This window comes from Halomicrobium mukohataei DSM 12286 (assembly GCF_000023965.1).
Lineage (GTDB): Archaea > Halobacteriota > Halobacteria > Halobacteriales > Haloarculaceae > Halomicrobium > Halomicrobium mukohataei.
Window position 1 is genome coordinate 961,138 of record NC_013202.1, and the last position, 24,553, is coordinate 985,690.

Genomic DNA, 24,553 nt, shown 5'->3' on the forward strand with positions numbered 1-24,553 from the left:
GTCGACCGAGCGGACATGACGGAGTATCTCGTCGCCACGTCGTCCGTCCACGTCACGGCCGCTGCCGCCGACTACCTCCGGGAGCGCCTCGATCCGGCGACCGACGAGGTCGTCGTCGTGGCGGTCCGCGAGGCCGCCAGTCCCGACCGCGACGCCGGTGACGCGGCCAACGTCGCCCGGTCGCGACTGGCCGCCGTCGCGCCGACGGTCGAGACCCCCGACGGCGATCCGACCGAGACGCTGCTCGATGCCATCGAACGGCGAGCGCCCGACGTGGTCCTGGCTGGGCCGAACCGGGGCGTCGAGGGAGCCGAGGGCGTTGGCTCGACCCTCCGGGCGCTCCTCGAACGAGCGGCGTGTCCGGTCGTCGTCGTCCCGCTGCCCGAACGCTGAGTGGTGTCGGGACGGCCGTTTTAACACTGGGGACGGAGAAGGCGATTGCATGTCCGCCTCGGAACTGGCCCAACGAGTGCGAGAGGCACTGTCGGTCGACGGCGACGAGTTCGAGGCCCGCGCCGCCGAAGAGGCCGAGTGGCTCAAAGCGGAGGTCCGCGACGGCACCTTCGACAACACCGAAGCGATCGTCGGACTGGAGCTGGAACTGTACGCCGTCGACGACCGGACCGACGCACTCCAGCGCGTGCCCCGAAACCTCCTGGAGCTGATCGGCTTCGAGAAGGAACTGGGGCTGCACAACGCCGAGATGCAGACCAGTCCCCAGCCGCTCAACGAACACGGACTGGAGGCCCAGCTCGCCGAGCTGCGGGCCAACCTCGCGCCCGCGCTCGAACAGACACACACGGAAAACATCCAGCTGGTCTCCGACGGGATGTGGACGGTCCCGCCCAACGGCGAGACCGCGAGTGGCTACCTCTGTGACTCCGTCGAGGAGCAGGGGATCCGCATCGCGACCAACATGTCCGCAGCGGTGCGCTACCACGCGATGGCGAACACGGACTACCCCTCCGGGATGGCCCTGGACGCGCCCAACGTCTCGCTGCAGGCCGACACCGTGATGCCCGAGAGCCTCATCACCTCCATCCAGCCCCACTACCAGATCCCGCACGCGCCGGATCTCCCGGAGTACTTCCGGTACGCGCTGCGGATCGCCGGCCCGCTGGTCGCGCTGGGCGTCAACTCGCCGTTCTTCCCCCCGGATCTCTACGACGACGTGCCCGACAGCCGGATCGTCGACGAGGCCCACATGGAACACCGGATCGGCGTCTTCGAGTCCGTGCTGAACCCGCGGGAGGACGAACGGACGAGCCGCGATGGTGCCGGGGCCGACGCCCAGGCGAAAGTCCGCTTCCCGAAGGACTTCGAGACCGTCGAGGCGGCCATCGACGACGTGGTCGCCGACACCACGATCGTCCCCATGGCGGCCTCGACTGGCGAGCGCTTCGACGACGCCTTCGCACACCTTCGACACAAACACGGCTCGTACTGGCGGTGGGTTCGGCCGGTGTTCGACGGCCCGACGCGGTCGGCCGCCAACGCCCGCATCGAGTTTCGGCCCCTGTCCGGGCAACCGACCGTCAGCGACGCCGTCGCCTTCCAGGCCGTGTTTGCCGGCCTGATGAAGAGCCTCTCCCGGCTGGAACACCCCGTACGCTCGCTGGAGTGGGAGACGGCCGAGGAGAACTTCTACGCGGCCGCTCGCGATGGGTTGCGGGCCGACTTCGAGTGGATCACTGCCGACGGCACCGAGACCAGCGCCGTCGACGAGATCTACGGCGAGCTGTTCGAACTCGCCCGCGAGGGACTGGAGGGACGGGGGCTCTCGACGGAGCAGGCCCTCGGGTACATCCAGCCGCTCAAGGAGCGGGTCGACCGGCGGCTCACTCCCGCCCGCTGGAAACACGAACAGGTCCAGACGGCCGTCGACGAGGGCGTCCCGCTGGCGGAGGCTATCTGGGGGATGCAGTCGCGCTACGTCGACCGCCAGTCCGAGACCCTGCTCGACGGGAGCTTCACCGACTGGCTGTAAACGTCTGTCCGGCTCGGACCGTCTCCAGGGCGTAGAGCCCGATCGCCAGCAGCACGATGGTCCCGCCGACTGCGATGCCGCCGAGATACGCGACGGTCACGCCTCCGACGACGGCCACCTGTGCCGCGACGACGCTCCGAGCGAGTGCATCGACGAAGCTCCGGGCTCGTGGCGTCGCGGTCGCGACGGGGACGACGAGCATCGCAGCCACGAGGATGATCCCGAGAATCTGCATCGCGGCGACGACCACGACGGCTGTCAACACGACCAGCAGCTGATTGAATCGCCGCACGTCGAGACCGGCGATCCGGGCGGCAGTCTCGTCGACGGTCACCGCGAGCAGCGGGCGGTACGCAAGGGTGACGACGGCGACGACGAGGGCCGTCAGCGAGATCAGCAGTGCCGCGTTTGGCCGTGTCACCGTTGCCAGCGATCCGAACAGGTACTGCTTGATGCCGACCGACAGTCCGCCACCGGTGGCGCTGATCAACACCGTCCCGAGTGCGAACCCGCCCGCGAGGACGATCGCCATCGACACGTCGCCGCTCGTTTCGGTGCGTGCTGTGAGCGTCTCGATGACGAGGGCCGCGACGACGGCTACGACGAGCGCGGCGACGTATGGCGAGACCGGGAGCCCGGTGACGGAGCCGACCAGTAGTCCGACGGCGACCCCGGCGAAGGCGGTGTGTGCCAGTGCGTCACCGATCATCGCCATTCGTCGGTGAACGAGGAAGCTACCGACCAGCGGCGCTGCGACGCCGATACAGACGGCTGTGACCAGCGCCCGCTGCATGAACGGGTAACACAGCAGTTCGATCCCGAGCGGTGCCCCGACGCCGCAGGCGACGGTGTCGACTGTCTCGAACAGCGCCGCTGGTTGGAGCTGTGCGACGCCAGCCAGGAACACCGACGCCACGACGACCGTGGCCGTTCTGCTGGCGCTCATGCGTGGTCGTGTCGCAATACGCGCTGGTTGTCGCCGTAGGCTCGCTCGAACCCGCCGCTGTCGTCCAGTTCTTCGGGTGGCCCGTGGAAGTGGAGTCGCCGGTTCAGGCAGGCGATCCGCGTCGCGTACTCCGTGACGACACCGATGTCGTGCTCGACGAGCACGATCGTCATCCCGTCCGCGTTCAGCTCGTGAAGCAGGCCGTAGAACGCTTCGCGTGCCGTCGCGTCGATCCCGACCGTCGGCTCGTCGAGGACGAGGAGATCGGCCGCGGCTGCGAGTGTCCGCGCGATGAACGCACGCTGGCGCTGTCCACCCGAGAGCCGGTCGAGCCGATCGGTAGCGAGGTCCTCGATCCCGACTCGCTCCATCGCTCGCCGGACGGCCGCTCGGTCGTCCGCGTCGAGCCCGCCGAAACGACAGTCTCGGCCCGTCTCGACGAGCTCTGTGACCGTCAGTGGCACGCCGCTGGCGGTTGCGGTCACGTCCTGCTGGACGTAGCCGACGCGGCCGGCGGCGTCGGCGGCGGGCTCTCCGAACAGGCGCACCGTCCCCGCGTCCGGTTCGCGCAGCCCCAGCAACAGCTCGACGAGCGTACTCTTGCCGGAGCCGTTCGGGCCGAGAATACCCAGAAACTCGCCGCGCTCGACCCGGAGACTCACCGACTCGACGACCGATGTCGCTCCGTAGCCGAAGCTCACGTCGTCCAGCCGAGCGGCCGTCATCGTGACCCCAGTGCCGTCTCCAGGGTCGGCAGGTTCACCTCAGACATGATCTGCTCGTAGCCCCAGCCCCGATCGGCCCACTCGCTGTGGCGTCCCGGCAACGCGGTGATCGGGAGTCGCTCGCGTGCCGACGTGTCGGAGACGATACCCGCTGCTGCCTGCTCTGACTCCATCACCGGCGCGAGCACGTGGTCGAGATCGTGGTCGCTGATGACGCGTTCGGCTCGCCGCAGGTCGTCGCTCGTCGGCGAGTCGTCGGGCGAGAGCCCCGACAGTGCCACGACATCGAACCCGTATCGACGGCCGAGATACTGGAACGCGTTGTGGCCCGCGACGAGGACCGTCTCGCGCTCCCGATCGGACAGCGCCGTCTCGAACGTCTCGTCGAGCTCCGAGAGTCGCTCTCGGTATCGGTCTGCGTTGTCAGCGTACGTTCCCGCGTTGCCCTCGTCGACCGCCCGTAGTCCTTCTTCGATCGTCTCGACGGCCGTTCTCGCACGCCGCGGATCGAGCCAGAAGTGCGGATCGACCGGTCTCTCGTCGTGGCCGTCCTCGTGGGCGGTGTCATGGTTATCATTGTGGGCGGTGTCGTGGTCCGCGTGGTCGTCGCTGTGACCGCTGTGTTCGGCGTGTTTCTCTCCGTGCACGGCGGTCGCGCTCCCGTGATCGTGCCCGCCCTCTTCGGGGACCGTGAGCAGGTCGACGCCGGCCCTGGCCTCCATGATCGCCGTATCGCTGTCTCCGGACTCGATGTTGGTGACCACGTCGTCGGCCCACGGCTGGAATCCGGGGGCCATGTAGACGAACACGTCTGCCTCGACGGCTCGCCGAGTCACGTCGGGACCCGGCTGCCAGCCGTGGCCGTGCTGACCGACCGGTACCAGTGTCTCGACGCTCGCCCGATCGCCCGCGACGTTCGACGCCAGATCTCCCAGGACGAAAAACGACGCCGCGACCGAGAGCGTTTCGTCGGTCCCACCGGCCGTACTGTCCAGACAGCCCGCCGTCCCCGCAGCTGTCGCTCCTGCCAGTACTCCGAGCCACTGCCGTCGTGTCGTGTGGTTCGTCATCCCTGTTATTAACTATACCTCTCTAGTTAATAAGCACTATTATTCTAGATCGGGATATTATTAACAGCAGCTCCGATAGTGACGACTGGATTCACGCTCTCTCGACGTAGTCGACGGCGGCCTCCGGCGTCGCGACGTGTTCGATCCCGTCGAGGCTCTCGATCTGGTGTGTTCCCAGCCCCGCGATGGGGCGGTCGAAGACGTGGCCGTACCCCAGCTCCGAGAGCGTCCCGCCACCGCCGTCGATCGCGATCACCGCGTCGCCGTTCATCACGACGACCGCGTTGCGTGCGTGGCCCAGCCCCGTCGCGATCGGCGTGTCGACGTACTCGTTGGCCGCCGCTCGGCGCTCGCCCGGCAGAATACCGATCGTGTGACCGCCAGCGCCGGGGCTGGCCGTCGATTCGCGCCCGTCCCGTGCGCCCCGACACACTGCCTCCATCACGCCACCCAGTCCGCCGCAGACGACCGCGTGGCCTCGTTGGGCGAGACACTCCCCCACTCGCCGGGCCAGTTCGTACTCATCGCTCGATACCGTCGAACCGCCGATCACGGACACGCGCATACTCGACGGTCGGGCTGGCTCACACTTCAGCGTCGGCTCCCGGTCTCGTCGAAAAGTGGTGCTCGCCTCGGTGGCGACTCGCTCTGGATCCTCCTACTCGTCGACTCGCTCTTCGAGTTCCCGGATGACCTGCTCGGTCTCGCCGCCGTCGCCCCGGACGACCTGCTTGTACTCCGAGTACTCCTGGCGAGAGAGCTCTACCGTCCTGGTCTCGCCCTCCCGCCGCAGTTCGAGCCGCACGGTGCCGTGTGGGTTGTTGCGGATCCGGTAGCCGGCGACGGCGGTGAAGACGAACCAGAACGCCAGCGACCCCCCGAGGAAGTACACCGTCGTGGTCGGGAAGGCCAGCGACTGGGCGGTCCCGGTCCACCGGGCCGGGTAGGCGTAGGCGAACAGGCCGACACCGACGACACAGAGGAGCGTGCCCGCGAGCACGCCGACGCGCTCGCGGCGCGTGGCCGGCAGGACGACGACGACCGACGCGAGCGACGCCGGGACTCCCAGCCCTGCGAGGACGCCGGCAAGCGACTGGGACTCGGTCGCGCTGTCGGCTCCCAGTAGCGTCCCGAGCGGCGTCGTCACGATGAGGATGCCGACGACGACGGCGAGTACGCCGACTGCGAACAGCACGACGCCCGCGTAGACGCGTCTCGGATCGCGCCCGTTCCAGCGGGAACCGCCGTAGGCGTCGCCGAGACTCTCCATACGCGGCTACTCGTGGTCGTCGTACAAAAGGGTCCGTCAGACGGTCGCAAGACGGAGCGGGCTCGCTGCGCTCGCCCTCGCGGCTCGCGTGTCGCGGTGCTCCCGCTCCCGGTTCCGAGGGCTCACTTCGTTCGCCCTCGCGGCTCGCGTGTCGCGGTGCTCCCGCTCCCGGTTCCGAGGGCTCGCTACGCTCGCCCTCGCTGTCCGCAGCGGTTAGGTACTCCCCGCTGGAACCCCCGCTATGGCCGATCCGTTCGGACTCTTTCTGGGTTTCGTGGCTCTCCTGGCCGTGGCCTTCCTCGCGGTGTACGCCTACTACGAGAGTGCCGGCGCACCGGCACCCGTCCGCACCCGCCACGGACTGACGCCGGGGCGGTCAGCGGCCGCCGTCGCTGTCGGCGTCGGCCTCGCCGTTCTGGTCGTCGCCGTCGGCGGGCGGGTCTCGTTCGAGGCGGTGTTGGCCAGCCGACGGTACGTCCTCCGAGTCGGTCTCTGGGTGGTCGTCGTCGTCGGAGCCTGCGAGGCAGTGGCCGGGGGCTACGGCTTCGCACGCCGGTGGTGGCAGTGCCGGCCCGACCGGGTCGACGCCACGGGGCGGGTCGAGGCGGGGACGACGGCGGTGTCCGGCACGGTCACCGACGACCACGCCGCCGCTGCTCCGGTGACCGGCCGCACCGCAGTCTGCTGGTCGTGGTCCGTCTCGGTCACCGGGCCGGGACTGCGACGCTACGACGAGGACGACCCCCACCGCACCGTCGACGGCGGCACCGGCGGCTGTCCCTTCGTCGTCGACGACGGGACGGGGCCGCTGTGTGTCGATCCCACGGACGCGACGCTCGCCGTCGACGGTGAGCGGTCGGTCGTCCGGCAACCAGACAGTGCGCCGCCCGACGGCTTCGCCGACCCCGCACCCAGCGTCGAAGCCGACTACGCCGACCGGCCACGCGAGTACACCGAGGCGGTGCTCCGGCCCGGAGAGACCGCGACCGTCTGGGGTGCGGTGGTGAGCGACGACGACGGACCGGTCCTCCGTGGTCCCCGGACCACGATCGTCGCCGGGTCGCCGGCCGGCGTCGCGCGGCGGTACCGCCGCCGGGCCGCTGGCTACGCTCTCGCCGGGATCGCGGGCGGGGCCGTCGGCGTCCTCGGCCTGCTCTGGAGCGTCGGCGGGCTCTGAGAGCGGCCGCTCGGACGGACTCTCGGAAAGACAGCGGCGAAAAGCGTCTATTCGCTCTGGATGCGCGGCGCGAGCATGTAGGTGACTGATCCCTGTCCCTCGGCGAAGTCGAAGTGCATCTTGACGGGGAACTCGTCGCCCAGTTCCATCCGGACCTCGGCGTCTTTCGGGATCGCCTTGTTCATGTTCTGCAGGTAGTCGAGCGAGAACAGCGAGTGAGCGTCGCCGGGCGTGAGATCGATCAGATCCTCGCTGTCGAGTTCGAGGTGGACGTCGTCGGTGTCGCCCTCCGCGTCGACGTAGAACAGTTCGTCGGTGGCGTCGACACCCAGCGCGATGTGATCGGAGACCATGTCGGCGGCGGTGACGGCACGGTCGATGTCTTTGCCCTCGATGACGACGTGGGCCGCGAGGTCGAGGTCGGGCAGGTCCGGCTCCTGTCGGATCGAATCGGGGTCGATCAGCGCGAGCGTGTACTCCAGCCCGTCGATGGCGATGTGGAGCTTGCGCGTCTCTTCGTCCAGTTCGAGGTGGACGAGCTGTCCGGCGTCGGCCATGCCAGCGATGTCTTCGAGCCGCGAGAGGTTGACACCGATGAGGCCCCCGTCGGTCTCGTAGGATTCGAAGGCTGCGGCTTCGAGTGTGAGATCGACCATCCCGACGTTGGCGGGATCGACGGCGCGAATTTCGAGGCCCTCCTCGTTCAGGTGGATCTTGCACTCGTCCACCAGCACGCTCACGGAGTCGAGTGTCGCCTGGAGCGTGTCTGCGCTCACGATGGCGTTGAACATCTTGGCCACGGCTACGCCCCCATCCATTAAAAAAGACGCCATTCACCGCGTGCGCGTGCGGCGACGACCGTCGTCAGGGCTCGGGGTCGAACACGTCGGTCTGTTCGTCGCCCTCCCGCATGATGACGGCCATGAAGCCCTTGCGAGCGACCCGGCTGAGAGCGTGATCCACGAGCTTGATCGGGCCGGGGACCTCGGCGTGCAGGGTCGTGATCGCGGTCGAGCCCGGCGGGACCGGCGTCGTCTCGACGAAGCGGTTGGGCTCTCCGGCGATCGAGCCCTGTTGCCACACCTTGTCCCAGACGGAGCCGATCGGGTGGTAACTGGACATGAGATTCGGACCGCCGGAGACGAAGTACACCCGAGCAGTGTCGCCCACGTCGATGCTGGGCGAACCGTAGCCGTCGGGGGTGATCGCGTACTTCTCGCCGTTCATGAGGACGTAGGTCGGCTCCTCGGCGGCCATCGCCTCCATGTCGAAGTCGTGGTGGCCTTCCTCTCCGGTCTCGCCGGTCGTGTACAGCTCGTGCTGGCCGAAGTAGAACTCGTGGTCCACTTCGGGCAGGCCGTCTTTGGGTTCGACGAGGATCAGCCCGAACATCCCCGACGAGATGTGCATGTCGAGGTTCGGCACGGCACAGTGGTAGATGAAGCTTCCGGGGTAGGTCGCCTTGAAGCGGAAGGTCTCGGTCTCGCCGGGGGCCACCATCGACGCCTCCGCGCCGCCGCCGGGGCCACGCACCGCGTGGAGGTCGATGTTGTGAGGCATCGAGTTGCCCTCCTCGTTGGTGACGGTCATCTCGACGGTGTCACCGCGACGGACCCGGATCATCGGCCCCGGGATCTGGTCCTCGAAGGCCATGTACGTGTACGTGACGCCGGGCTCGACCTCGGCGACCAACTCCTTGGTCGTCAACTCGACCTCGACCGTCTTCGGTTCGTCCCGATCGATCGGGTCGGGAATGTCGGTCGGGTCTGCGGCGATACGGTCGACGTCGGTCTCCTTGGCTGGGTTCATGCTTGGCTCCTGTGGGGTCGCGCGATCAGTCGTCGATACCTCGGTCGCCTCCTGGTTGCTCGGCGCGGTACAGCCAGCGAGGGCGGCCGTCCCGCCGACGCCGAGCGCCTTGAGCACGCGGCGACGCGTCGAGCGTGGAATGGATGACATTGAGATTGCCTCCGACATCCGCACCTTTCTGCCCAGACCACATATATACAGAAGCGGGTTCTCAGGCCGTCAGAAGCACCCGAACTGGTTCGGGATGGTATATAGGAAACACGGAGCCACAACACGACGATCGACGATAGCTGTGCCTTCGTACCGCGGACCGCCCGTCTGTAACGGCGGTCGGCGTCACGAGGTGGCTGACGCGGTCACGCAGTGACAGAGCAAAAGGTTTCAGTCCCCGCCGTCGGCTTTGGATTCGTCGTCGACAGTCGACTGGCGCTGTTGGGCGACGGTGAAGGCGTCGAGAGAGTCCGCGAGAGTCGTCGCGCGCTCGTTGAGCGTGGCGGCACTGCTCGCGATCTCGGCGACCGACGCCGTCTGCTCTTCGGCGGCGGCCGAGACTTGCTCTGCACTCTCGGTCACCTCCTGACTGATGTCGGTGACCTCGTCGACCTGGCCGACGACGCGTTGTGTGGCGTCGGCCTGCTCGTCCGTCGTCGTGCTGATGTCTTGGACACCTTGGTTGGTGTCCTCGATCGCGTCGACGATTTCTTGTAGCGTGGTGGAAACCTCTCGGACGGTTTCGACCCCGTTACTGATCTGATCTCTCGTCGTTCGGATGTCTGTGACCGTCTCGTCGGTCGCGTTCTGGAGTTCGTCGATCTGCGTCTCGATTTGCTCTGCCGCAGTCTTCGTCTCCTCGGCGAGATTCTTGACCTCGTCGGCGACGACATTGAACCCCTCGCCGCTGCCGTCGGCGTGGGCCGCCTCGATGTTCGCGTTGAGTGCCAACAGGTTCGTCTGTTCTGCGATGTCGGTGATAAAGTCGACGATCTCGCCGATCTCGTCCATCTGGCTCTGAAGTTCGAGCATCTGCTCGACAGCGGCATCCGAGCGAGACTCGATCTCGGCCATGTCGTCGATGGCAGAGCGGGCTGCTTCTCGCCCTGCCTTCCCGCGTTCGGCGGTCTCACCGGCCGTGTTGGCGACCGTCGCGGACGCGGACGCCACTTCTTCGATACTCGCCGAGAGGTTGTTCATGTCGCCGGCAGTCTCTTCGAGTGTCTCGTTTTGCCGGAGTGCTCCGTCGGAGATCTGCTGGATCCGTTCGGCGACTGTCTGGCTCGTGGTCTCTATCTCACCGGCACCGCTCGAGACCTCTTCACTCGCCGTCGCGACCTCCTCTGCGAAGGCCATCACGCTGCCGACGGTCGATTCGAGTTGGTCGATCATCGCGTTGAATTCCGTTGCGATCTCGACCATCGCCTCTTGATCGGTGTCAGGGTCCATGCGACGAGTGAGATCACCGTCTGCGACTGCCCGCATTACGTCGCTGTAGGCCGTGGCCTGCTCTTTGAGCTGCTGGCTGACTGCTTCTGCCTGTTGTCTCGCGGCCTCGGCTTCTTCACGTGCCGACTCGGCCTCTGAACGAGACTCTTCGGCCTCTTCGAGTGCCTCTTCGGCCTCGGTGATGCGTCGCCGGAGAGAGTTACGCATCGCGTCGAAGCTGTCGTACAGTCTGCCGATCTCGTCTTCTCGTCCGGTGTCGAGATCGACGTCGAGGTCGCCTGCCTCCATCTGTTCGGCTTGGCTTCGGAGCCGTGTCAGCGGGCTGATCGTCCGCTTGCCGAGTACGGCTCCGACGACGCCGAGCGACAGGAGTCCGAGCACCACGAGTAGCCCGACCGACTGGGCGACATCGTTACGGACGGCGAAGGCCGTCGAAGTCTCGACATCAGTCATGGCGACCCAGTCGGTGCCAGGAACGGTAGCGTACGCGTAGACACGGTCAGTCCCGATCCGGGTCGTCGTCCCGTTCACGGTTCCGTTCCGGATAGTCTCGAACTGCTGGGAGTGTTCCGTCGTCGACACTGTCCGGTCGATGTCGAGGACGGTCTCTCCGTTTTCGTTGACGATTGTGGTCCGCTGGTCGGTGTTCGATCCCTGAATCCGTTCGAGTTGTGGCTGGATCCGACTGACGACGACGACGTAGGAGTTGGGCCGCTGTGGGACGGAACTGGCAAACGCCATCACCGGCCGATCGTTGAGAACCGGCGAGCGGTACGAGCGGTCGGACTGCCAAACGTGACTGTTCTCACCTGGCCCTTCGGGCACCTCCGCGTCAGTCCACGGAGCGTCGACCTCGTCGAGTGAACGATCTTCGATCGGCAGCTCCGTGCTCGCGACGACCCGGTTCTGGCTCCTATTCACGTAGTGCATGCTCACGATATCTTCCGAAAGCAACTGGTCCTGCAACAGGATGTGGGCTGCTGCCGTTCGGTCGGATTGGAGTGGTTCGCCACTGGATACTGACCGGGTACTCGTTCGCATCTCTGCGACCCACGAACCGATCGACTCGCCCTGGAGTTTACTGGTCTCTTCCAGTTGCTGAGTCGTACTCCGTTCGACGGTCTCCTCGGCTTGGACGTAGGTCATCCCGCCGACCCCCGCAATGACTAGCATTACCGCGAGAAACGAGATCGCGAACTGTGCGGCGTACCGCTGGCGGACGAACGACGGCGTGAGTAGACGGCTGTAGCGCGTGAGTCGATCACCCATCTGTCGTCACCCCTCTACCTCCGTCGGAACCGTGATCTCTCCGGCGACGATGTCATCTCTCGATTGCTGGAGCGCTGCAGCGACCTCGTCGGGGACGGCCGGTTCCAGAGAAATACCGTATACCAGGTCGACGCCGTTGGCTTCGAGGCCCAACGAGACGACGCTGCCGCCCTGGAAGTCGGTCTCGACGATGTCCGAGGTGGCGCTGTAGACCGCGTTGTCGACGCGCTTGACCATGCTCGCGAGGATCACGTCGGCGTACTGTGGATTGCTCCGAGACTGGTCGGCGTCGACTCCGATCGCGTACCGGTTGGACGCTTGAGCGGCCTGAAAGACCCCGAGCCCTGCACTGCCTGCAGCGTGATAGACGATGTCTGCGCCCTCGTCGTACATCGTCTTCGCAGTATCGTACGCGCCCTCGATGTCACTAAAACTCCCCAGATACGACGAGCGGACGGTCACGTCCGAATCGGCGTAGTTCGTGCCGGCCCGGTATCCCGCTTCGAAGCGCTCGATCAGCGGATTCTCGACGCCGCCGACGAAGCCGACCGTCCGCTGGTCGGGGACCGTCGCGCCGGTCCCGAGATCGATCTCTCGACTCGTCAATTCGCCCGCAAGATGGCCGGCCTGGAACGATCCCTCATGCTCGCTGAAGACGTAACTGGTCACGTTCTCGGCGTCGACGACACCGTCGACAATCATGAACCGCTGCTCGGGATACTCGGATGCGATGTCGCTTAGTGATTCCTCCTGGACGAAGCCGATACAACAGAGGAGGTCGTAGTTGGGCAACCTGCTGTCGGCTAGTCGCTTCTGGAGCATTGCGATGTCGTCTCGGGTTTCCGGTTCGTGATTCGAGAACGAGATCCCGTAGTCGAGCCGTGCCCGTTGGATACCCCTGTTTGCCGCGTCGTTGAACGATCGATCGTCGAGTCCGGCGAGGGCGTATATCATGCCGACCTGCGTGGCGTCCTCGTCGACCTGTTCAGTCTCCATCTGCCGATCTGTCGACTCGTCATCCCCCGTGATGTCCGAGCAGCCTGCGAGCCCAGAAGCGCCGACACTGGCGGTTGCCCGGAGCAGTCGTCGTCTGGTAAACTGTGGGAAACTCATTGCACGTTACCTTCCAACCAGATCTATTTCATAAAGAGCATACCGTCCCAAATATCAGAAGCAATAATATGCATGGTAGAGAAATACATACATTGGTGTGGTCGCTCCAGAGAGCCGCCGCGACCACGCGAGACGAGCAGGCCGCCATCTGAATGGTGGCGTGTCGGTCCGGCCCCGATCTCTCATTCGATGTCCCTTTCCCCTTCGGCCGCGTCCATCAGTGTATGACCACCAGTACGTCCCGACACGGAGATCGAGTCACACGGAGGCGACCGTGACATGTCCGGTAAAGACGACTACTACAACAGGGCCAAACAGGAGGGGTATCGCGCCCGGTCGGCCTACAAGCTACAGCAACTCGACGAGACGGCCGGCCTGCTGGGCCAGAACCGAACGGTCCTCGACCTCGGGGCCGCACCCGGTGGCTGGATGCAGGTCGCTGCGGAACGCGTCGGCACCGGCGGCGTCGTGATCGGCGTCGACCGCCAGCGTATCGACGATCTCGACGACCCCGATCCGACGGTCGAGACGATCCGCGGGGACATGACCGACGAGTCGACGAAAGAAGAGGTGCGCGACGTGGTCGGTGCCGAGGGCGACGAGCGCCCGGTCGACGTGGTCATCTCCGACCTCGCGCCCAACATGACCGGTCAGTACGACCTCGATCACGCCCGGTCGATCCACCTCGCGCGTCAGGCGTTCGCGGTCGCCGAGGACGTGCTCGCGACCGGCGGGGACTTCGCGGTGAAGGTGTTCGACGGCCAGGACCTCGCCGACCTGGAGGCCGACATCGAGAGCGAGTTCGAGTACGTCCGGCAGGTCCGGCCCGACGCCTCCCGGGACTCGTCGTCGGAGCTGTACCTCGTCGCGAAGGGCTTCCTCACCGCGCCGGTCCGCGAGGGCGACACGGTAGAGGTGACCATCGAAGACGTGGGCAGCGAGGGCGACGGCATCGCCAAGGTCGAGGGGTACACGCTGTTCGTCTCCGGGACCGAAGCGGGCGACACCGTCACGGTCCGGGTCGACGACGTGAAACCGAACTTCGGCTTCGCACAGCCCGTCCAGTAGCGTCTCGGAGGGGTCGCCGAGCGATTTAGGTGTGTTCGGCACCAACCTGTTCGTACGGACACACCCGCTCGAACAGCCGTGTCCACCAGCTATGACGCTCATCGATCCTGCCGACGCTCCGCGCAAGACTGCACTGGCTCCCGACCTGCGACGACCGGCAGCTGTACCTGTCCCGACCACGAGATCAGAGGCCGGCGGTGCAAGCACGTTCGCCGGGTGGCAATCGAGATCACCGCCGATCGGGTCCCACCGCCGGGACAGGTCCGGGCGGCGTGTGACGCCTGCGGGACCGAGACGTTCGTTCCCGAGGACGCCCCGACGCCCCATCTCTGTGGGACCTGCGCGCTCGATCCGGGGACGGTCGTCCTCGACCGGGAGACGGGTGACCGGCTGGTCGTCGTCCGCGTCACCGATCGCCGGGCCGACGACGTCCGCGTCGACGCCGCCGACTGTACGGTCGCGGCCTACCCCACCAACGAGGGGTACCCGGCCGACGACGTCGTCGTCGAGGTGGCGTATCTGGGCGACGGCGACCGCCGGTACTCGTTCCCCCGGTCGCGGCTCCGGCGAACGGACGACGCTGCGCTGCTCGCGTGACCGAGCGCCGTCCCCAGGCCCCGACGTGCCCACACGACGCCGTTCGACTCCGAGAATCCGTCGCTCGTAAGCGTTTTGCCGACGGCCACAGTAGCCAGTCGCATGGCCGACTGTCCACTCGCGGACGACTGCCCCGAGTTTAGCGAGCGCATCGAGGGGATGGGGTGTCAACACTACGGCGACCGCGGTGGTGCCGAGTGGTGCAACCACTACAACCAGCCGATCTCGGACCTGAAGAGCCAGCCGGTCAAACTCGGCGAGGAAGTCGTCGTCGAGGTCGACGACATCCACGAGAGCGGTGCCGGCGTCGGCCGCACCGAGGACGGCTTCATCGTGATGGTCGACGGCCTCCTCCCACCGGCGAAGGCCCGCGTCCGGATCACGAAGGTCCGGTCGAACCACGCCCGCGCCGACGAGGTCGAGCGTCTCGAACTGGACGAGGACGACGACGGGGAAGACGACGAAGACGAGGGCTATCAGGGCGACGACGAGGAGGACGACGAGCGCCTCGGTAGCCGCGACAACTTCTGGGGCGGATAGCGCCGTCGGGGTGGACAGTCTCCCGTTTTTTCCCGGACACTGCCGGTGGATCATCGGATTTATTCGAGCCCGTCGGGCACGGTAGCCCGTGCCGTCGGCGTTCTCGCCCGAGTCATACGGACGGTTGTAGGAATTTACCGGTGAGCGTCTACCCCGTGGCGACGCTCACCGGTAAGCAACTACAACTTTCCGTATCAGACACCGCTCGCAGCGACGAGCACAGCGAGGCGTCCGTCGAGGCGACACTCGACGACGCGCTCGAACGGGTCGCCCACGGTGCGACGGTCTCGATTCCGGGCATCCTCTTCCAGCGCGCGCTCACGCTGGCCTTTACCGCCGTCCTGACGAACGGCTTCAGCGCCGGAGCCTACGGCGTCTTCGCGGTCGTCCTGCGGTGGCTGGGGTTCACACCGACGGAGCGACGACTGGCCGAGACGCTGCTCGACCGCTATCGCACTCGCCTGTCGAGGCGCTGACGACGACGTTTTGGGGCTGCCGCGCGCATCGGACCACATGGATCTGGAACTCGACGGCAACGTCGCACTGTGTACCGCAGCGACCAGCGGCCTCGGACTGGCGAGTGCCACGGCCCTGGCCCGCGAGGGCGCTCACGTCGCGGTCTGTGGCCGCACGGCGTCCCACGTCGACGACGCTCGCGAGCAACTCGAAGCGACCGGCGACGGCGACGTGCTGGCCGTCGAGGCCGACATCACCGACCAGGATCACGTCGCCGCCTTCGTCGAGGAGACCGTCGGCGAACTGGGCGGGCTGGACCACGTCGTCACCAGCGCTGGCGGTCCCTCCAGTGGGGACTTCCTCTCGACGACCGACGACGACTGGTACCAGGCCTACGACCTGCTGGTGATGAGCGCGGTGTGGACCACCCGCTTTGCCTACCCCCATCTCCGGGACTCGGAGGCCGGGACGGTCGTCAACATCACCTCCCGCTCGGTCAGAGAGGTCATCGACGACCTCGTGCTGTCGAACTCGGTCCGGCGGGCCGTCATCGGCCTCATGAAGACACAGGCCCGCGAGTTCGCCCCCGAGGTCCGGGTCAACGCGGTCCTCCCCGGCGCTCACGAGACCCCCCGAATTCAGGAACTGATCGAGGACGCCGTTTCCCGCGGGGAGTACGACAGCTACGAGCAGGGCCGGGCCGAGTGGTCCGACGCGCCGCTGGGCCGGATCGCCGACCCGCGAGAGCTGGGCGACGTGGTCGCGTTCCTCTCCAGTGCACGCTCGTCGTACGTGACGGGGACGGCACTGCCCATCGACGGCGGATCGATGCGGAGCTAGCGCCGCTCGGGTTCGTCGATTCCGCCGACGACGGTGCGCTCGCTGGCGACGGACTGCCAGACGACGATGCCAAGCGACGCGACCGCGACGATCGCCGTCAGCAGGTAGCCCGTGCTGTCGACGGTGTAGAGTTCGCCGGGGAAGAAAAACGACAGCGCCAACAGCCCGACGGCCGCGAACCCGACGATGAACGGAATGACGAACAGCCAGAACTGCCGGGCAGCGCCTGCCATGGCGTCGGTTACAGCCGGCTATGGCAAGACTTTTTCGGCAGTGCCGGTCGGGTCACGTCAGAACGCGTCCTCGTCTCGGAGGCGAGCGACGACCTCGCGAACGCGCTGGCTCTCGTCGGCGGGGACGACCAGCGTTCGATCGCCGTAACTCGCGACGACGAGATCGGAGACGCCGACGAGGCTGACGTGGCCGTCGGTCGCGACGACGTTGTCCGCCGCGTCGACGGTCACGGCGTCGCCGAGCACGGCGTTGCCGTCATCGTCCGCTGGCAGGTGCCGCGCCAGTGCGTCCCACGCTCCCAGATCGTCCCAGGCGAAGTCGGCGGGCACGACGAACACGCCCTCGGCCCGTTCGAGGACGGCGTAGTCGACGCTGACCGGATCGACGGCGTCGAACCCCCGTTCGGGTTCGTCCCGCTCCAGTGCGTCGACCAGATCCGACAGCGGCGACGCCCGCGCGGCCGACAGCAACGCCTCGGGCGTCCACGCGAACATGCCGGCGTTCCAGTAGCAGCCACGGTCGACGTATTCCGTAGCAGTCTCACGGTCCGGCTTCTCGTGGAACTGCCTGACCGTCTCGTACCCCTCTCGGCTCTCTCCGGGCTCGACGTAGCCGTAGCCCGGTTCCGGGCGCGTCGGTTCCACACCGACGGTCACCAGCCCCTCCGTTTCGACTGCGGTGTGAGCCGCCCGTCGCCCGACGGCCTCGAAGCCGTCGCCGACGACGTGGTCGCTTGGCACCGCAAGGAGCACGCAGTCGCCGACCTGCTCGCGGATCCGGTGGGCGGCGTAGACGAGCGCGGGGCCGGTGTCTTTCGGCGCTGGCTCGGTGAGGACGGCGGCCTCGGGCGCGTGGTCGTGAACCGCGTCGGCGAAGGCCTCGCGAGTGAGGACGTACGTCTCGTCGGCGAAACTGACTCGCTCGACGGCTCTGGTCAGCAGCGACCGGTCACCGCCGAACGACTGGAACTGTTTGGGCTGGTCGGCCCTGCTGGCCGGATAGAGGCGCGTCCCGGTCCCGCCGGCCAGCACCAGGGCAACGATGGGGCGCTCCATACCCCCGCTTTCGACGGGTCGGTGCCTGAAGCTTGGGGACCGCCGCCCCGGAGTTCGGTCTGATTCTGTTCCGGGCGGCCGGGGTCGCACGGCCGAGCACTAAAGCTCGCGACGCTCGCTAGCAGTCTCCGAAAGCGGTGCCAACAGGCACTGAAAGCCCTCGACACGCTCGCGGGCGCTGGCAGACATCTCCTCGCTCACTGCGTTCGCTCGGATAGGGGTCGGCCAGCGCCTCCGCTCCTGTTACTCACCGCGAGACGCGTCTCGCTCTTTCGCTCCACCAGGAGAGCACGCTCTCCTGACCCTCGCTCACTCCGTTCACGAGAACACCAGGATACAGCAGACAGCACCGAGCCACGACCTCCCCAGCCGAGTCGCTCGTTCGCGTTGCTCACTCACTCCTCCCTCGCACACTGTCGTCGCTCGACGGAGCGAGCGACAGCGCGCGCCAACGTCGCTGCTGTCGGCACTCGCACGGTTCACTCGACCGAACGCAGTGAGATCGAGCCTTTTTCGTCGACGTTTTCGCGCGAGTGGTCCGAGCGCGGCGCAGCCGCGACTCGAACCCGAAGCGGAAAAAGGTCGGTCACCACGTCTCGACGCTGCCCGCTTTCACGTCTTCGGCACAGCCCTGGCAGTCGGGGTGGTCGGGATCGAAGCAGGCCGGGCGCGCCTGGTCGTCGAGGCGGACTGCGCGGCGCTCGGCGTAGCGTCGACAGACGATGCGAGCCTTCCCGTCGTCGTTCTGTGGGAGATCTGCGAGCGCGGACCGCTTGGCGTCGGTGTAGGCCTGTTTCGCGTCCTCGATCTGGCGGCCCGCCGACCGGAGGGTCGTCCTGATCATCTGCTGAAAGAGGCTCGTCCGGTCGTCGTCGGCCATACGTACCGTTTCGGCTCGCGCCTCAAGAATCTTCTCTGGCAACTGGCAGCGGTGTTCAGATAAGAGATAGAGAGTAGCGTGATTCAGGTACCGAAAGCCCTCGCGTCGCTCGACCGCTCCGGGGCTCGCTGCGCGCCGTCGGTGCTTACGTCGCCCGGGAGGGCTTTCGGTGTCTGCAACTCAGCAAGCGCGGTCGATTCTCTGAACACAACCCAACTGCCGTGACGGCCCCCGATCGGTGCCGGGCCGGATCTGACAACGACGCCGGAGACGGGGCCGCCGAGGAGGGCGTCGCTTTCACTTTCAGTGTGGTTGACGAGGGTTTATGTACCGAGACGACCAATCGACAGGTGTCTCCCATCGAAAACACGCGGAGACAGAGACACCAATGACCGATTTGCATACCCCTGCGACAGAGATACAAGAGCAGTTCGACGACCAGCTCGACGTGACCGTCGACGAGATCGAGGAGCGCCTCGAAACGCTGGTCGAGGAGTACAAGGTCCCGCTCAGCGAGGCCCGCCGCAGCGTCGTCAACACGTACCTCGACGACGCCGGCATGGACCGCGACCAGCTCTCGGGCGGTGGCGGCAACGAGCACGTCGACATCGCCGACGTGGACGCACCCGAGGAGTGGATCGACGTGACCGCGAAGGTCGTCGAGCTGTGGGACGCCACGGCCGACGCCGTCGCGCAGGTCGGCCTGCTGGGCGACGAGACCGGGACCATCAAGTTCACCAAGTGGTCCAAGTCCGACCTCCCGGAACTCGAAGAAGGGCAGGTCTACGAGCTTCGAAACGTCGTCACCGACGAGTACCAGGGTCGCTTCTCCGTGAAGCTCAACCGGACGACGACCATCGAGGCCGTCGACGAGGAGATCGAGGTCGGCGACGACGCCGTCGAGGTCGAGGGCGCGCTGGTCGACATCCAGTCGGGTAGCGGGCTCATCAAGCGATGTCCCGAGGAGGACTGTACGCGGGTCCTCCAGAACGGCCGCTGCAACGAGCACGGCGAGGTCGAAGGCGAGTTCGACCTCCGCATCAAGGGCGTCCTCGACGACGGCGAGGAAGTCACCGAAGTCATCTTCGACGAGGAAGCCACGGAGAAACTGACTGGCATCTCGCTCGAAGAGGGCAAGGAGATGGCCATGGACGCACTGGACACGACCGTCGTGGCCGACGAGATGCGCCAGAAGGTGCTGGGACGGTACTACCGAGTCACCGGCCCGACGCTCGGCCGATACGTCCTGGCGAACGAACAGGAGCGACTGGACGGGCCAGTGGACGCAGAGGCGATGCTGATCAAAGCGAGGTCGATCTGAGATGGCTGCAACACCCACCCGCGAAGTCGCACGCCGCGTCTTCGCCAGCGAGTTCAACGACGCGAGTTACACCTTCAAAGAGTCCGACGACGAGCGCGCTCCCGTCTACGTCCTGTTGCCGACGGGCGAGCGGGCCAACCGCGTGTTCCTCGTCGGCACGCTGACCGAGACCGAGGACGTCGGCGAAGACAGCGAGTACTGGCAGGGACGAGTCGTCGACCCCAACGGCGACACGTTCTTCATGTACGCCGGCCAGTACCAGCCCGACGCCGCCTCGATGCTGCGGGAACTGGAGCCGCCGGCCTACGTCGCCGTCGTGGGCAAGCCCCGCACGTACGAGACCGACGACGGCGAGGTCAACGTCTCGGTTCGTCCGGAGTCGATCTCGCAGGTCGACGAGGCGACCCGCGACCGCTGGGTCGTCGAGACCGCCCAGCGAACGCTCGACCGGATCCAAGCGTTCGACGACGAGGACGGTGCCGAGATGGACGAGTACGTCCAGATGGCAGGCGAGCAGTACGACCTGCCCGTCGAGAACTACCGACGCGCCGCGGTCGGCGCACTGGAGAGCCTCGAAGGCGAACAGCGAGAGACGACCACCGCCGAGCAGTAGCCCGACTGCCGGCACCCGTTCGTTTTCTTCCGGTCCCCTGCCAGCCGTGCGATCGTCTGACAAACGGTTAAGTATGATGCGGGGACAAACCCAACACAACGATGAGCAACAAGAACAAGACGATCTCGTTCCGGGTCAGCCAGGAGAAGTTCGAGACCCTCCGGGGCATCGCCGAGGAACGAGACATCTCGCTGTCTGCGGTGTTCCGTGACTACGTGGATCTCCTCGTCGCTCACGACGGCCAGGTCGAGGTCGTCCCCGAACACGAACTCAACGAAGCGACGGACACCGAGGAGACGACCGAGAGCTTCCCGCCGAAAGTCGAGGTCCCCAAGAGCTTCGTCCGAGAACACGAGCGACTGGAGTTAGAGGCCGACCACCTCCGCGAACAGCTCGAAGAGCACAAGCGCTACGTCACCCAGCTCCGCCAGCAACTCGACGAGCACGACCAGGAAGACATCGTCCAGCTCGAAGATCTCGACGGCGAGGACGACGACGACGCGTCCTACCGCATCGGTAGCTTCGACGATCTCGACTAGCTACACCAGTTCGTCTCTGCTCTCGCGTGCCTGCTTCGCTACGTCCGGTTTTTCGTCTACGTCTGCCAGTGCCTCGACTGCTTCGAGCGTCCTGACCGAGTCGTCCAGAAAGGAGAGCACGTCGCCGGGATAGGCGTACAGCATGTAGTCGTCGCCCATCACGTCGACGATGGCGTCGGGTCCCAGTCCCTGTGCCCGCAGCTCCAGGAGGTACCGGACGAACTTCTCCTCGGGACAGCCACAGTGGGGGTTTGCCTGACAGTCACAGTCGAGGAAGTCCTCGGCGAAATCGAGGACCCGATCCTGGCTCGCCTCGTTGAGCTTCGCGAGTCCCTCGCCCTGGAAGAGGATGTCCAGCGTCGCGCCCTTGAACGCGCCCTTCGGGAACGAGGTCTCAAGCTGTGAGGCCAGCTGGCGGTGGTTCTTGACGTAGATCTTGTCGGTGATGGCCACGCTTAGGGACCGTTGGGGTGTGGCGTGTAAAAGCGTCTCGAAGGCCGTACGGAGTCGTAACGTATATCAGTTCCAGCGGGATATCTTAGAACGCCTCATCCGTGTCCGGGTTGGGGTAGTGGTATCCTCCAGCCTTGTGGTGGCTGGGACGTGGGTTCAATTCCCGCACCCGGACTGGTTAATTTTTCGACAAATAATACTCGACAGCAGCCACCGCCATAGTTTCACTTCCACCACGGTCGGCCCAGATATATATTTCATAGCGAAAAATAAGAAATTGATGGCGGAGAATGAGTGTCCAAACTGTGGCCGAGCGGGACGCGCATACACTGGACAACGTCGTCTCGCTGTGTCCGGCGTGTCACCGGCGGGCGGAGTTCGGCGGGATCTCACGCGAGGAACTGCGGTGGCGAGCGGGGATCGTCGTCGAACCAGTCGACTCTTCTCACGTCTGCGGTTCGAAGACGGTCGCCTCGCCCTCGTCGTCGGCCCTGTAGTCGGGATTCTCCTTGATGATCGTCAGTGCCGTCATGATGTCGCTGCGGGTGAGCAGTCCCCGGAACGCGTCGGCCTCGTCGAGGACGATCAGGCGGCCGACGTTGTTCCCTTCCAGTTCCGAGAGCGCGGTCATCACGTCCTCGTCGGGGGCGACGGCGATGAGTTCCGTGGTCATGATGTCGCCGACGGTGTAGGCGTCCCGTTCGACTTCCCGCACGGCGCGGGCGTCTTCAAGCGTGACGAGGCCGACGATCTCGCCGTTGCGCTCGACGGGGTAGCCGGTGTGGCGCTCCTCGAACATCGTCCGGATGAGTTCGCGGACCTTCGTGTCGGGATCGACGGTGGTCACGCGGTCGGCGGGCGTCATCACGTCGGCGACGGTGACGCCTTCGAAGGCCGCTCGCATGACCGTCTGGCGGGACTCGCCGGCCGCGCCGATGTAGATGAAGAAGGCCAGGCCGATCAGCAGCGGATTGAAGGGTGGGAACAGTCCGAACAGCGCCAGCAGGATCGCGAACCCCTTCCCGACCTCGGCCGCGATCTCCGTGGCGCGAGCGTAGGGGTTCGACCGCGCGAGCAGAGCCCGGAGGATGCGGCCGCCGTCCATCGGGAACCCCGGTAACATGTTGAAGACGGCCAGCGCGACGTTCATCAGCGCGAGGTAGCCGAGGACGAAGCGGACGGCAGCGAACGTCGTCGTCCCGCTGGGGACCAGCACGAACCCGACCAGCGAGACGATCCCGACGAGGACGCTGACGACGGGGCCGGCCAGCGCGATGAGAAACTCCTGTCGCCAGTCTTCGGGCATCTCGTCTAACTGTGCGATGCCGCCGAACAGCCACAGCGTGATCGACTCGATCGGGTAGCCGTAGCGGATCGCCACGAGTGAGTGGCCCAGCTCGTGGAGGACGACGCCGGTAAACAGGCCGATCGCGGCCGCGATGCCCAGCAGCCACGGCAGGAGACCGGTGGTGAGGACTGCCGGGTCGAGGTTCCCACCGAACCGGTTGAGCAACTCGACGGTCGGCTCGACCTGCGAGCCGATGATCCACGCGAACAGTGGCAACACCAGCAGGAAGGTCAGGTCCAACTGGATCGGAATGCCGAAGGCACTGCCGATACGGAATCGTCGCATAGTCGTCGCTTGTCGTGGGAGGGGCTTAAGCCCCCTGCGTGACCGACCTTAGACGCCGAGCCACTCGTCGTTGCGGACGCTGTAGCCGTTCTCGCGACAGAACGTCGCGGCTTCTCGGCGTACGGCTCGCGATCCGGGTAGCTTGCCCGTCTCGTCGACCCGTTCGACGATCCAGTCGGCCATGTACTGGATTCCCTCGTCGTCGTCGTCCGCGTCGATCGCTTTCAGTGCCCGGAACGTCTTCTCGTAGGCTTCTCGCTGCGAGGTGCCCAGCGAGGTCTGCTGGATCGACTGACAGTGTTCGACGATGCGTTTCATCGCCGCGGCGACGGTCGGACGCTGGACGCGGGTCCGGACAGTCGCCGGCTCGTCGAAGATCTCCTGGTCGGTCTCTGGGAGGAGCTCCGCGACCGTGTGGACGTTCGCGTCCGACTCGACGGTCCGGTCTCCGACGGCTTCGACGACTTCCCGCGCTGTCGCGGGGAACGACAGCGCGTCCAGTTCCGTCTCCAGTTCGCCCAGTGTCCGCTCGTCGACGGGCGGCTCCGTTTCGTCGTTGCGTTCGAGCGCGGTGAGGATGTCCCGCTCGCGCTGGCGTCGGTCGGCGTTGTCTGCCTGTTCGTCTCGTCCGCTCTTGTTATCTGCCATTGTGAATTATTAACTGCCTTACCTGATAACTCTGTGGTCGACATTATGCGACGCTCGTGTTCTCGTCTACCGTCGACTCGACGTGCGTGTCGGTCGCAGAGGCGAACCCGTCTCCGAGGAGCCATCCCGCGATGATCAGGGCGTAGAAGCTCAGGAAGACACCGACGATCCCACCGAGGATCGGGACGACGTTGAGTGCTCCAGCGAGGACGCCGACGACGACGTTGAGCGCGATCACGTAGAGCCACGCGACGGCGTAGTCGCGTGACGTGACGGCAGTTCTGATGACGGCCACGTCGAATCCGGCACCGAACGACCGCTCTCTCGCGTAGTTTGCGACGCCCGCCAGTCCGACGTAGCCAAAGACGATCGCCAGCACCCACCAGAGGAGCAGGCCGCCGAACAGTCCCAACAGCCCCAGTCCCGCGGCGGTTTCCGAGCCGGTCGCGAACGCGACGATCGAGCCCCCGACGAACACGCCGAACACGACTGTCGGGACGAACTGGTAGACGAACGTGATGACCGCCGCGACCAGCCCCTCCTTGAGCAGTGATTCCCACTCGTCGAAGACCGGTGGCTCGCGCGCGTCCTCCATTCCGGCCCGGATCGCCCGGACCGTATAGCCCGTGACCACGAAGATCGGCACCACGAACACCGCGAGTAGCGTCGCTACTCCGCCGATCGCGACGGTCACGATCCAGTCGTCCGACTCCATCGGATACCGTGCCAGTTCCTCGATATCGGGTTCCATATTTATGTTGTTGCCTTCACATTTATGCGGCGTAAGCGTTCGCGTCGGATCTCTGCCGAGTGGCTGCCAGCTACTCACACCGACGAGGTTCCGAACCGCTCAAATAGCTCCGCCGCGTT

Annotated in this window: 27 protein-coding genes, 1 tRNA gene and 2 pseudogenes; 14 read left to right on the forward strand and 16 right to left on the reverse strand. The window is 66.1% G+C overall.

Annotated elements, in window-relative coordinates; genetic code table 11:
• The first annotated feature begins 15 nt into the window (after positions 1 to 15).
• Both HMUK_RS04785 and HMUK_RS04790 read left to right on the forward strand, forming a co-directional pair.
• Positions 16 to 393 (forward strand): universal stress protein, encoded by a 378-nt coding sequence (locus tag HMUK_RS04785; RefSeq protein WP_015761981.1) that lies wholly within the window; start codon positions 16 to 18, stop codon positions 391 to 393.
• 49 nt (positions 394 to 442) lie between these two features.
• Positions 443 to 1,987 (forward strand): glutamate--cysteine ligase family protein, encoded by a 1,545-nt coding sequence (locus HMUK_RS04790; RefSeq protein ID WP_015761982.1) that lies wholly within the window; start codon positions 443 to 445, stop codon positions 1,985 to 1,987.
• Here HMUK_RS04790 and HMUK_RS04795 read toward each other — a convergent pair.
• From HMUK_RS04795 to HMUK_RS04815, 5 genes are all read right to left on the reverse strand, one after another.
• Positions 1,971 to 2,933, reverse strand: a complete 963-nt coding sequence (locus HMUK_RS04795; protein WP_015761983.1) for a metal ABC transporter permease — start codon at positions 2,931 to 2,933, stop codon at positions 1,971 to 1,973. The two genes, HMUK_RS04790 and HMUK_RS04795, sit on opposite strands and share 17 nt — an antisense overlap.
• A complete protein-coding gene (locus HMUK_RS04800) occupies positions 2,930 to 3,658 on the reverse strand; it encodes a metal ABC transporter ATP-binding protein (RefSeq protein ID WP_015761984.1) in 729 nt (242 codons plus the stop codon). Before HMUK_RS04800 ends, HMUK_RS04795 begins: the two co-directional genes overlap by 4 nt.
• A complete protein-coding gene (locus HMUK_RS04805) occupies positions 3,655 to 4,728 on the reverse strand; it encodes a metal ABC transporter substrate-binding protein (protein WP_015761985.1) in 1,074 nt (357 codons plus the stop codon). Before HMUK_RS04805 ends, HMUK_RS04800 begins: the two co-directional genes overlap by 4 nt.
• Before the next feature lie 91 nt (positions 4,729 to 4,819).
• Positions 4,820 to 5,293, reverse strand: coding sequence for a TIGR00725 family protein (locus tag HMUK_RS04810; RefSeq protein WP_015761986.1), 474 nt, complete (start codon positions 5,291 to 5,293; stop codon positions 4,820 to 4,822).
• Positions 5,294 to 5,386: 93 nt separating this feature from the next.
• On the reverse strand, positions 5,387 to 5,998 hold the full coding sequence (locus HMUK_RS04815) for a DUF7139 domain-containing protein (RefSeq protein WP_015761987.1): 612 nt from the start codon (positions 5,996 to 5,998) through the stop codon (positions 5,387 to 5,389).
• 241 nt (positions 5,999 to 6,239) lie between these two features.
• On the opposite strand from HMUK_RS04815, the gene HMUK_RS04820 reads away from it, so the two are divergent.
• Complete coding sequence (locus HMUK_RS04820; RefSeq protein WP_015761988.1) at positions 6,240 to 7,175, forward strand: GIDE domain-containing protein; 936 nt, start codon at positions 6,240 to 6,242, stop codon at positions 7,173 to 7,175.
• Positions 7,176 to 7,222: 47 nt separating this feature from the next.
• Here the strand turns inward: HMUK_RS04820 and HMUK_RS04825 are convergent, their stop codons facing one another.
• The 4 genes from HMUK_RS04825 to HMUK_RS04840 all read right to left on the reverse strand — a co-directional run bounded on the left by HMUK_RS04825 (position 7,223) and on the right by HMUK_RS04840 (position 12,806).
• Positions 7,223 to 7,966 (reverse strand): DNA polymerase sliding clamp, encoded by a 744-nt coding sequence (locus HMUK_RS04825; RefSeq protein ID WP_049940742.1) that lies wholly within the window; start codon positions 7,964 to 7,966, stop codon positions 7,223 to 7,225.
• A gap of 73 nt (positions 7,967 to 8,039) precedes the next feature.
• Complete coding sequence (gene nirK, locus HMUK_RS04830) at positions 8,040 to 9,134, reverse strand: copper-containing nitrite reductase (protein ID WP_015761990.1); 1,095 nt, start codon at positions 9,132 to 9,134, stop codon at positions 8,040 to 8,042.
• 231 nt (positions 9,135 to 9,365) lie between these two features.
• Positions 9,366 to 11,693: a methyl-accepting chemotaxis protein gene (locus HMUK_RS04835; protein ID WP_015761991.1), complete on the reverse strand. Its 2,328-nt coding sequence runs from the start codon at positions 11,691 to 11,693 to the stop codon at positions 9,366 to 9,368.
• Between the two features lie 6 nt (positions 11,694 to 11,699).
• Positions 11,700 to 12,806, reverse strand: coding sequence for a BMP family lipoprotein (locus HMUK_RS04840; protein ID WP_049940743.1), 1,107 nt, complete (start codon positions 12,804 to 12,806; stop codon positions 11,700 to 11,702).
• Positions 12,807 to 13,085: 279 nt separating this feature from the next.
• On the opposite strand from HMUK_RS04840, the gene HMUK_RS04845 reads away from it, so the two are divergent.
• The 6 genes and pseudogenes from HMUK_RS04845 (at position 13,086) to HMUK_RS04865 (ending at position 16,307) form a co-directional block, all read left to right on the forward strand.
• Positions 13,086 to 13,874, forward strand: coding sequence for a 23S rRNA (uridine(2552)-2'-O)-methyltransferase (locus tag HMUK_RS04845; protein ID WP_015761993.1), 789 nt, complete (start codon positions 13,086 to 13,088; stop codon positions 13,872 to 13,874).
• Between the two features lie 78 nt (positions 13,875 to 13,952).
• Positions 13,953 to 14,069, forward strand: a pseudogene (locus HMUK_RS18120) (hypothetical protein); the annotation flags it as partial.
• A 21-nt stretch (positions 14,070 to 14,090) separates the two neighbouring features.
• Positions 14,091 to 14,471 (forward strand): hypothetical protein, encoded by a 381-nt coding sequence (locus HMUK_RS04850; RefSeq protein ID WP_394324822.1) that lies wholly within the window; start codon positions 14,091 to 14,093, stop codon positions 14,469 to 14,471.
• 102 nt (positions 14,472 to 14,573) lie between these two features.
• Positions 14,574 to 15,011 (forward strand): TRAM domain-containing protein, encoded by a 438-nt coding sequence (locus tag HMUK_RS04855; protein WP_015761994.1) that lies wholly within the window; start codon positions 14,574 to 14,576, stop codon positions 15,009 to 15,011.
• A 140-nt stretch (positions 15,012 to 15,151) separates the two neighbouring features.
• Entirely contained in the window at positions 15,152 to 15,487 is a 336-nt protein-coding gene (locus HMUK_RS04860; protein ID WP_015761995.1) for a hypothetical protein, read from the forward strand.
• Between the two features lie 37 nt (positions 15,488 to 15,524).
• Positions 15,525 to 16,307, forward strand: coding sequence for an SDR family oxidoreductase (locus tag HMUK_RS04865; RefSeq protein ID WP_015761996.1), 783 nt, complete (start codon positions 15,525 to 15,527; stop codon positions 16,305 to 16,307).
• Here the strand turns inward: HMUK_RS04865 and HMUK_RS04870 are convergent.
• The 3 genes from HMUK_RS04870 to HMUK_RS04880 all read right to left on the reverse strand — a co-directional run bounded on the left by HMUK_RS04870 (position 16,304) and on the right by HMUK_RS04880 (position 18,476).
• Positions 16,304 to 16,540, reverse strand: a complete 237-nt coding sequence (locus HMUK_RS04870) for a hypothetical protein (RefSeq protein ID WP_015761997.1) — start codon at positions 16,538 to 16,540, stop codon at positions 16,304 to 16,306. The genes HMUK_RS04865 and HMUK_RS04870 overlap by 4 nt on opposite strands.
• A gap of 57 nt (positions 16,541 to 16,597) precedes the next feature.
• Positions 16,598 to 17,596 (reverse strand): mannose-1-phosphate guanylyltransferase, encoded by a 999-nt coding sequence (locus HMUK_RS04875; protein WP_015761998.1) that lies wholly within the window; start codon positions 17,594 to 17,596, stop codon positions 16,598 to 16,600.
• Positions 17,597 to 18,182: 586 nt separating this feature from the next.
• A complete protein-coding gene (locus tag HMUK_RS04880; protein ID WP_015761999.1) occupies positions 18,183 to 18,476 on the reverse strand; it encodes a DUF7091 family protein in 294 nt (97 codons plus the stop codon).
• Between the two features lie 388 nt (positions 18,477 to 18,864).
• On the opposite strand from HMUK_RS04880, the gene HMUK_RS04885 reads away from it, so the two are divergent.
• From HMUK_RS04885 to HMUK_RS04895, 3 genes are all read left to right on the forward strand, one after another.
• The gene (locus HMUK_RS04885; protein ID WP_015762000.1) at positions 18,865 to 19,797 is read left to right on the forward strand and encodes a replication protein A; all 933 of its coding nucleotides are present in this window, start codon (positions 18,865 to 18,867) and stop codon (positions 19,795 to 19,797) included.
• A gap of 1 nt (position 19,798) precedes the next feature.
• Entirely contained in the window at positions 19,799 to 20,410 is a 612-nt protein-coding gene (locus HMUK_RS04890) for an RPA family protein (RefSeq protein WP_015762001.1), read from the forward strand.
• A gap of 101 nt (positions 20,411 to 20,511) precedes the next feature.
• Entirely contained in the window at positions 20,512 to 20,949 is a 438-nt protein-coding gene (locus HMUK_RS04895) for a hypothetical protein (protein WP_015762002.1), read from the forward strand.
• Here HMUK_RS04895 and HMUK_RS04900 read toward each other — a convergent pair whose 3' ends face one another.
• On the reverse strand, positions 20,950 to 21,402 hold the full coding sequence (locus HMUK_RS04900; protein WP_015762003.1) for a DUF5814 domain-containing protein: 453 nt from the start codon (positions 21,400 to 21,402) through the stop codon (positions 20,950 to 20,952).
• A 104-nt stretch (positions 21,403 to 21,506) separates the two neighbouring features.
• Between HMUK_RS04900 and HMUK_RS04905 the strand changes: the two genes are divergently transcribed.
• A tRNA-His gene (locus HMUK_RS04905) sits at positions 21,507 to 21,577 on the forward strand.
• Positions 21,578 to 21,710: 133 nt separating this feature from the next.
• Positions 21,711 to 21,899: pseudogene (locus HMUK_RS17850) on the forward strand (hypothetical protein); the annotation flags it as partial.
• Here HMUK_RS17850 and HMUK_RS04915 read toward each other — a convergent pair.
• The 3 genes from HMUK_RS04915 to HMUK_RS04925 are packed head-to-tail and all read right to left on the reverse strand — an operon-like array spanning position 21,848 to position 24,434.
• Positions 21,848 to 23,035, reverse strand: a complete 1,188-nt coding sequence (locus tag HMUK_RS04915; RefSeq protein ID WP_015762005.1) for a site-2 protease family protein — start codon at positions 23,033 to 23,035, stop codon at positions 21,848 to 21,850. The pseudogene HMUK_RS17850 and the gene HMUK_RS04915 overlap by 52 nt on opposite strands.
• Before the next feature lie 48 nt (positions 23,036 to 23,083).
• Positions 23,084 to 23,683 (reverse strand): DUF5789 family protein, encoded by a 600-nt coding sequence (locus tag HMUK_RS04920; protein WP_015762006.1) that lies wholly within the window; start codon positions 23,681 to 23,683, stop codon positions 23,084 to 23,086.
• 43 nt (positions 23,684 to 23,726) lie between these two features.
• The gene (locus HMUK_RS04925) at positions 23,727 to 24,434 is read right to left on the reverse strand and encodes a DUF4013 domain-containing protein (RefSeq protein WP_015762007.1); all 708 of its coding nucleotides are present in this window, start codon (positions 24,432 to 24,434) and stop codon (positions 23,727 to 23,729) included.
• Positions 24,435 to 24,553 lie beyond the last annotated feature (119 nt).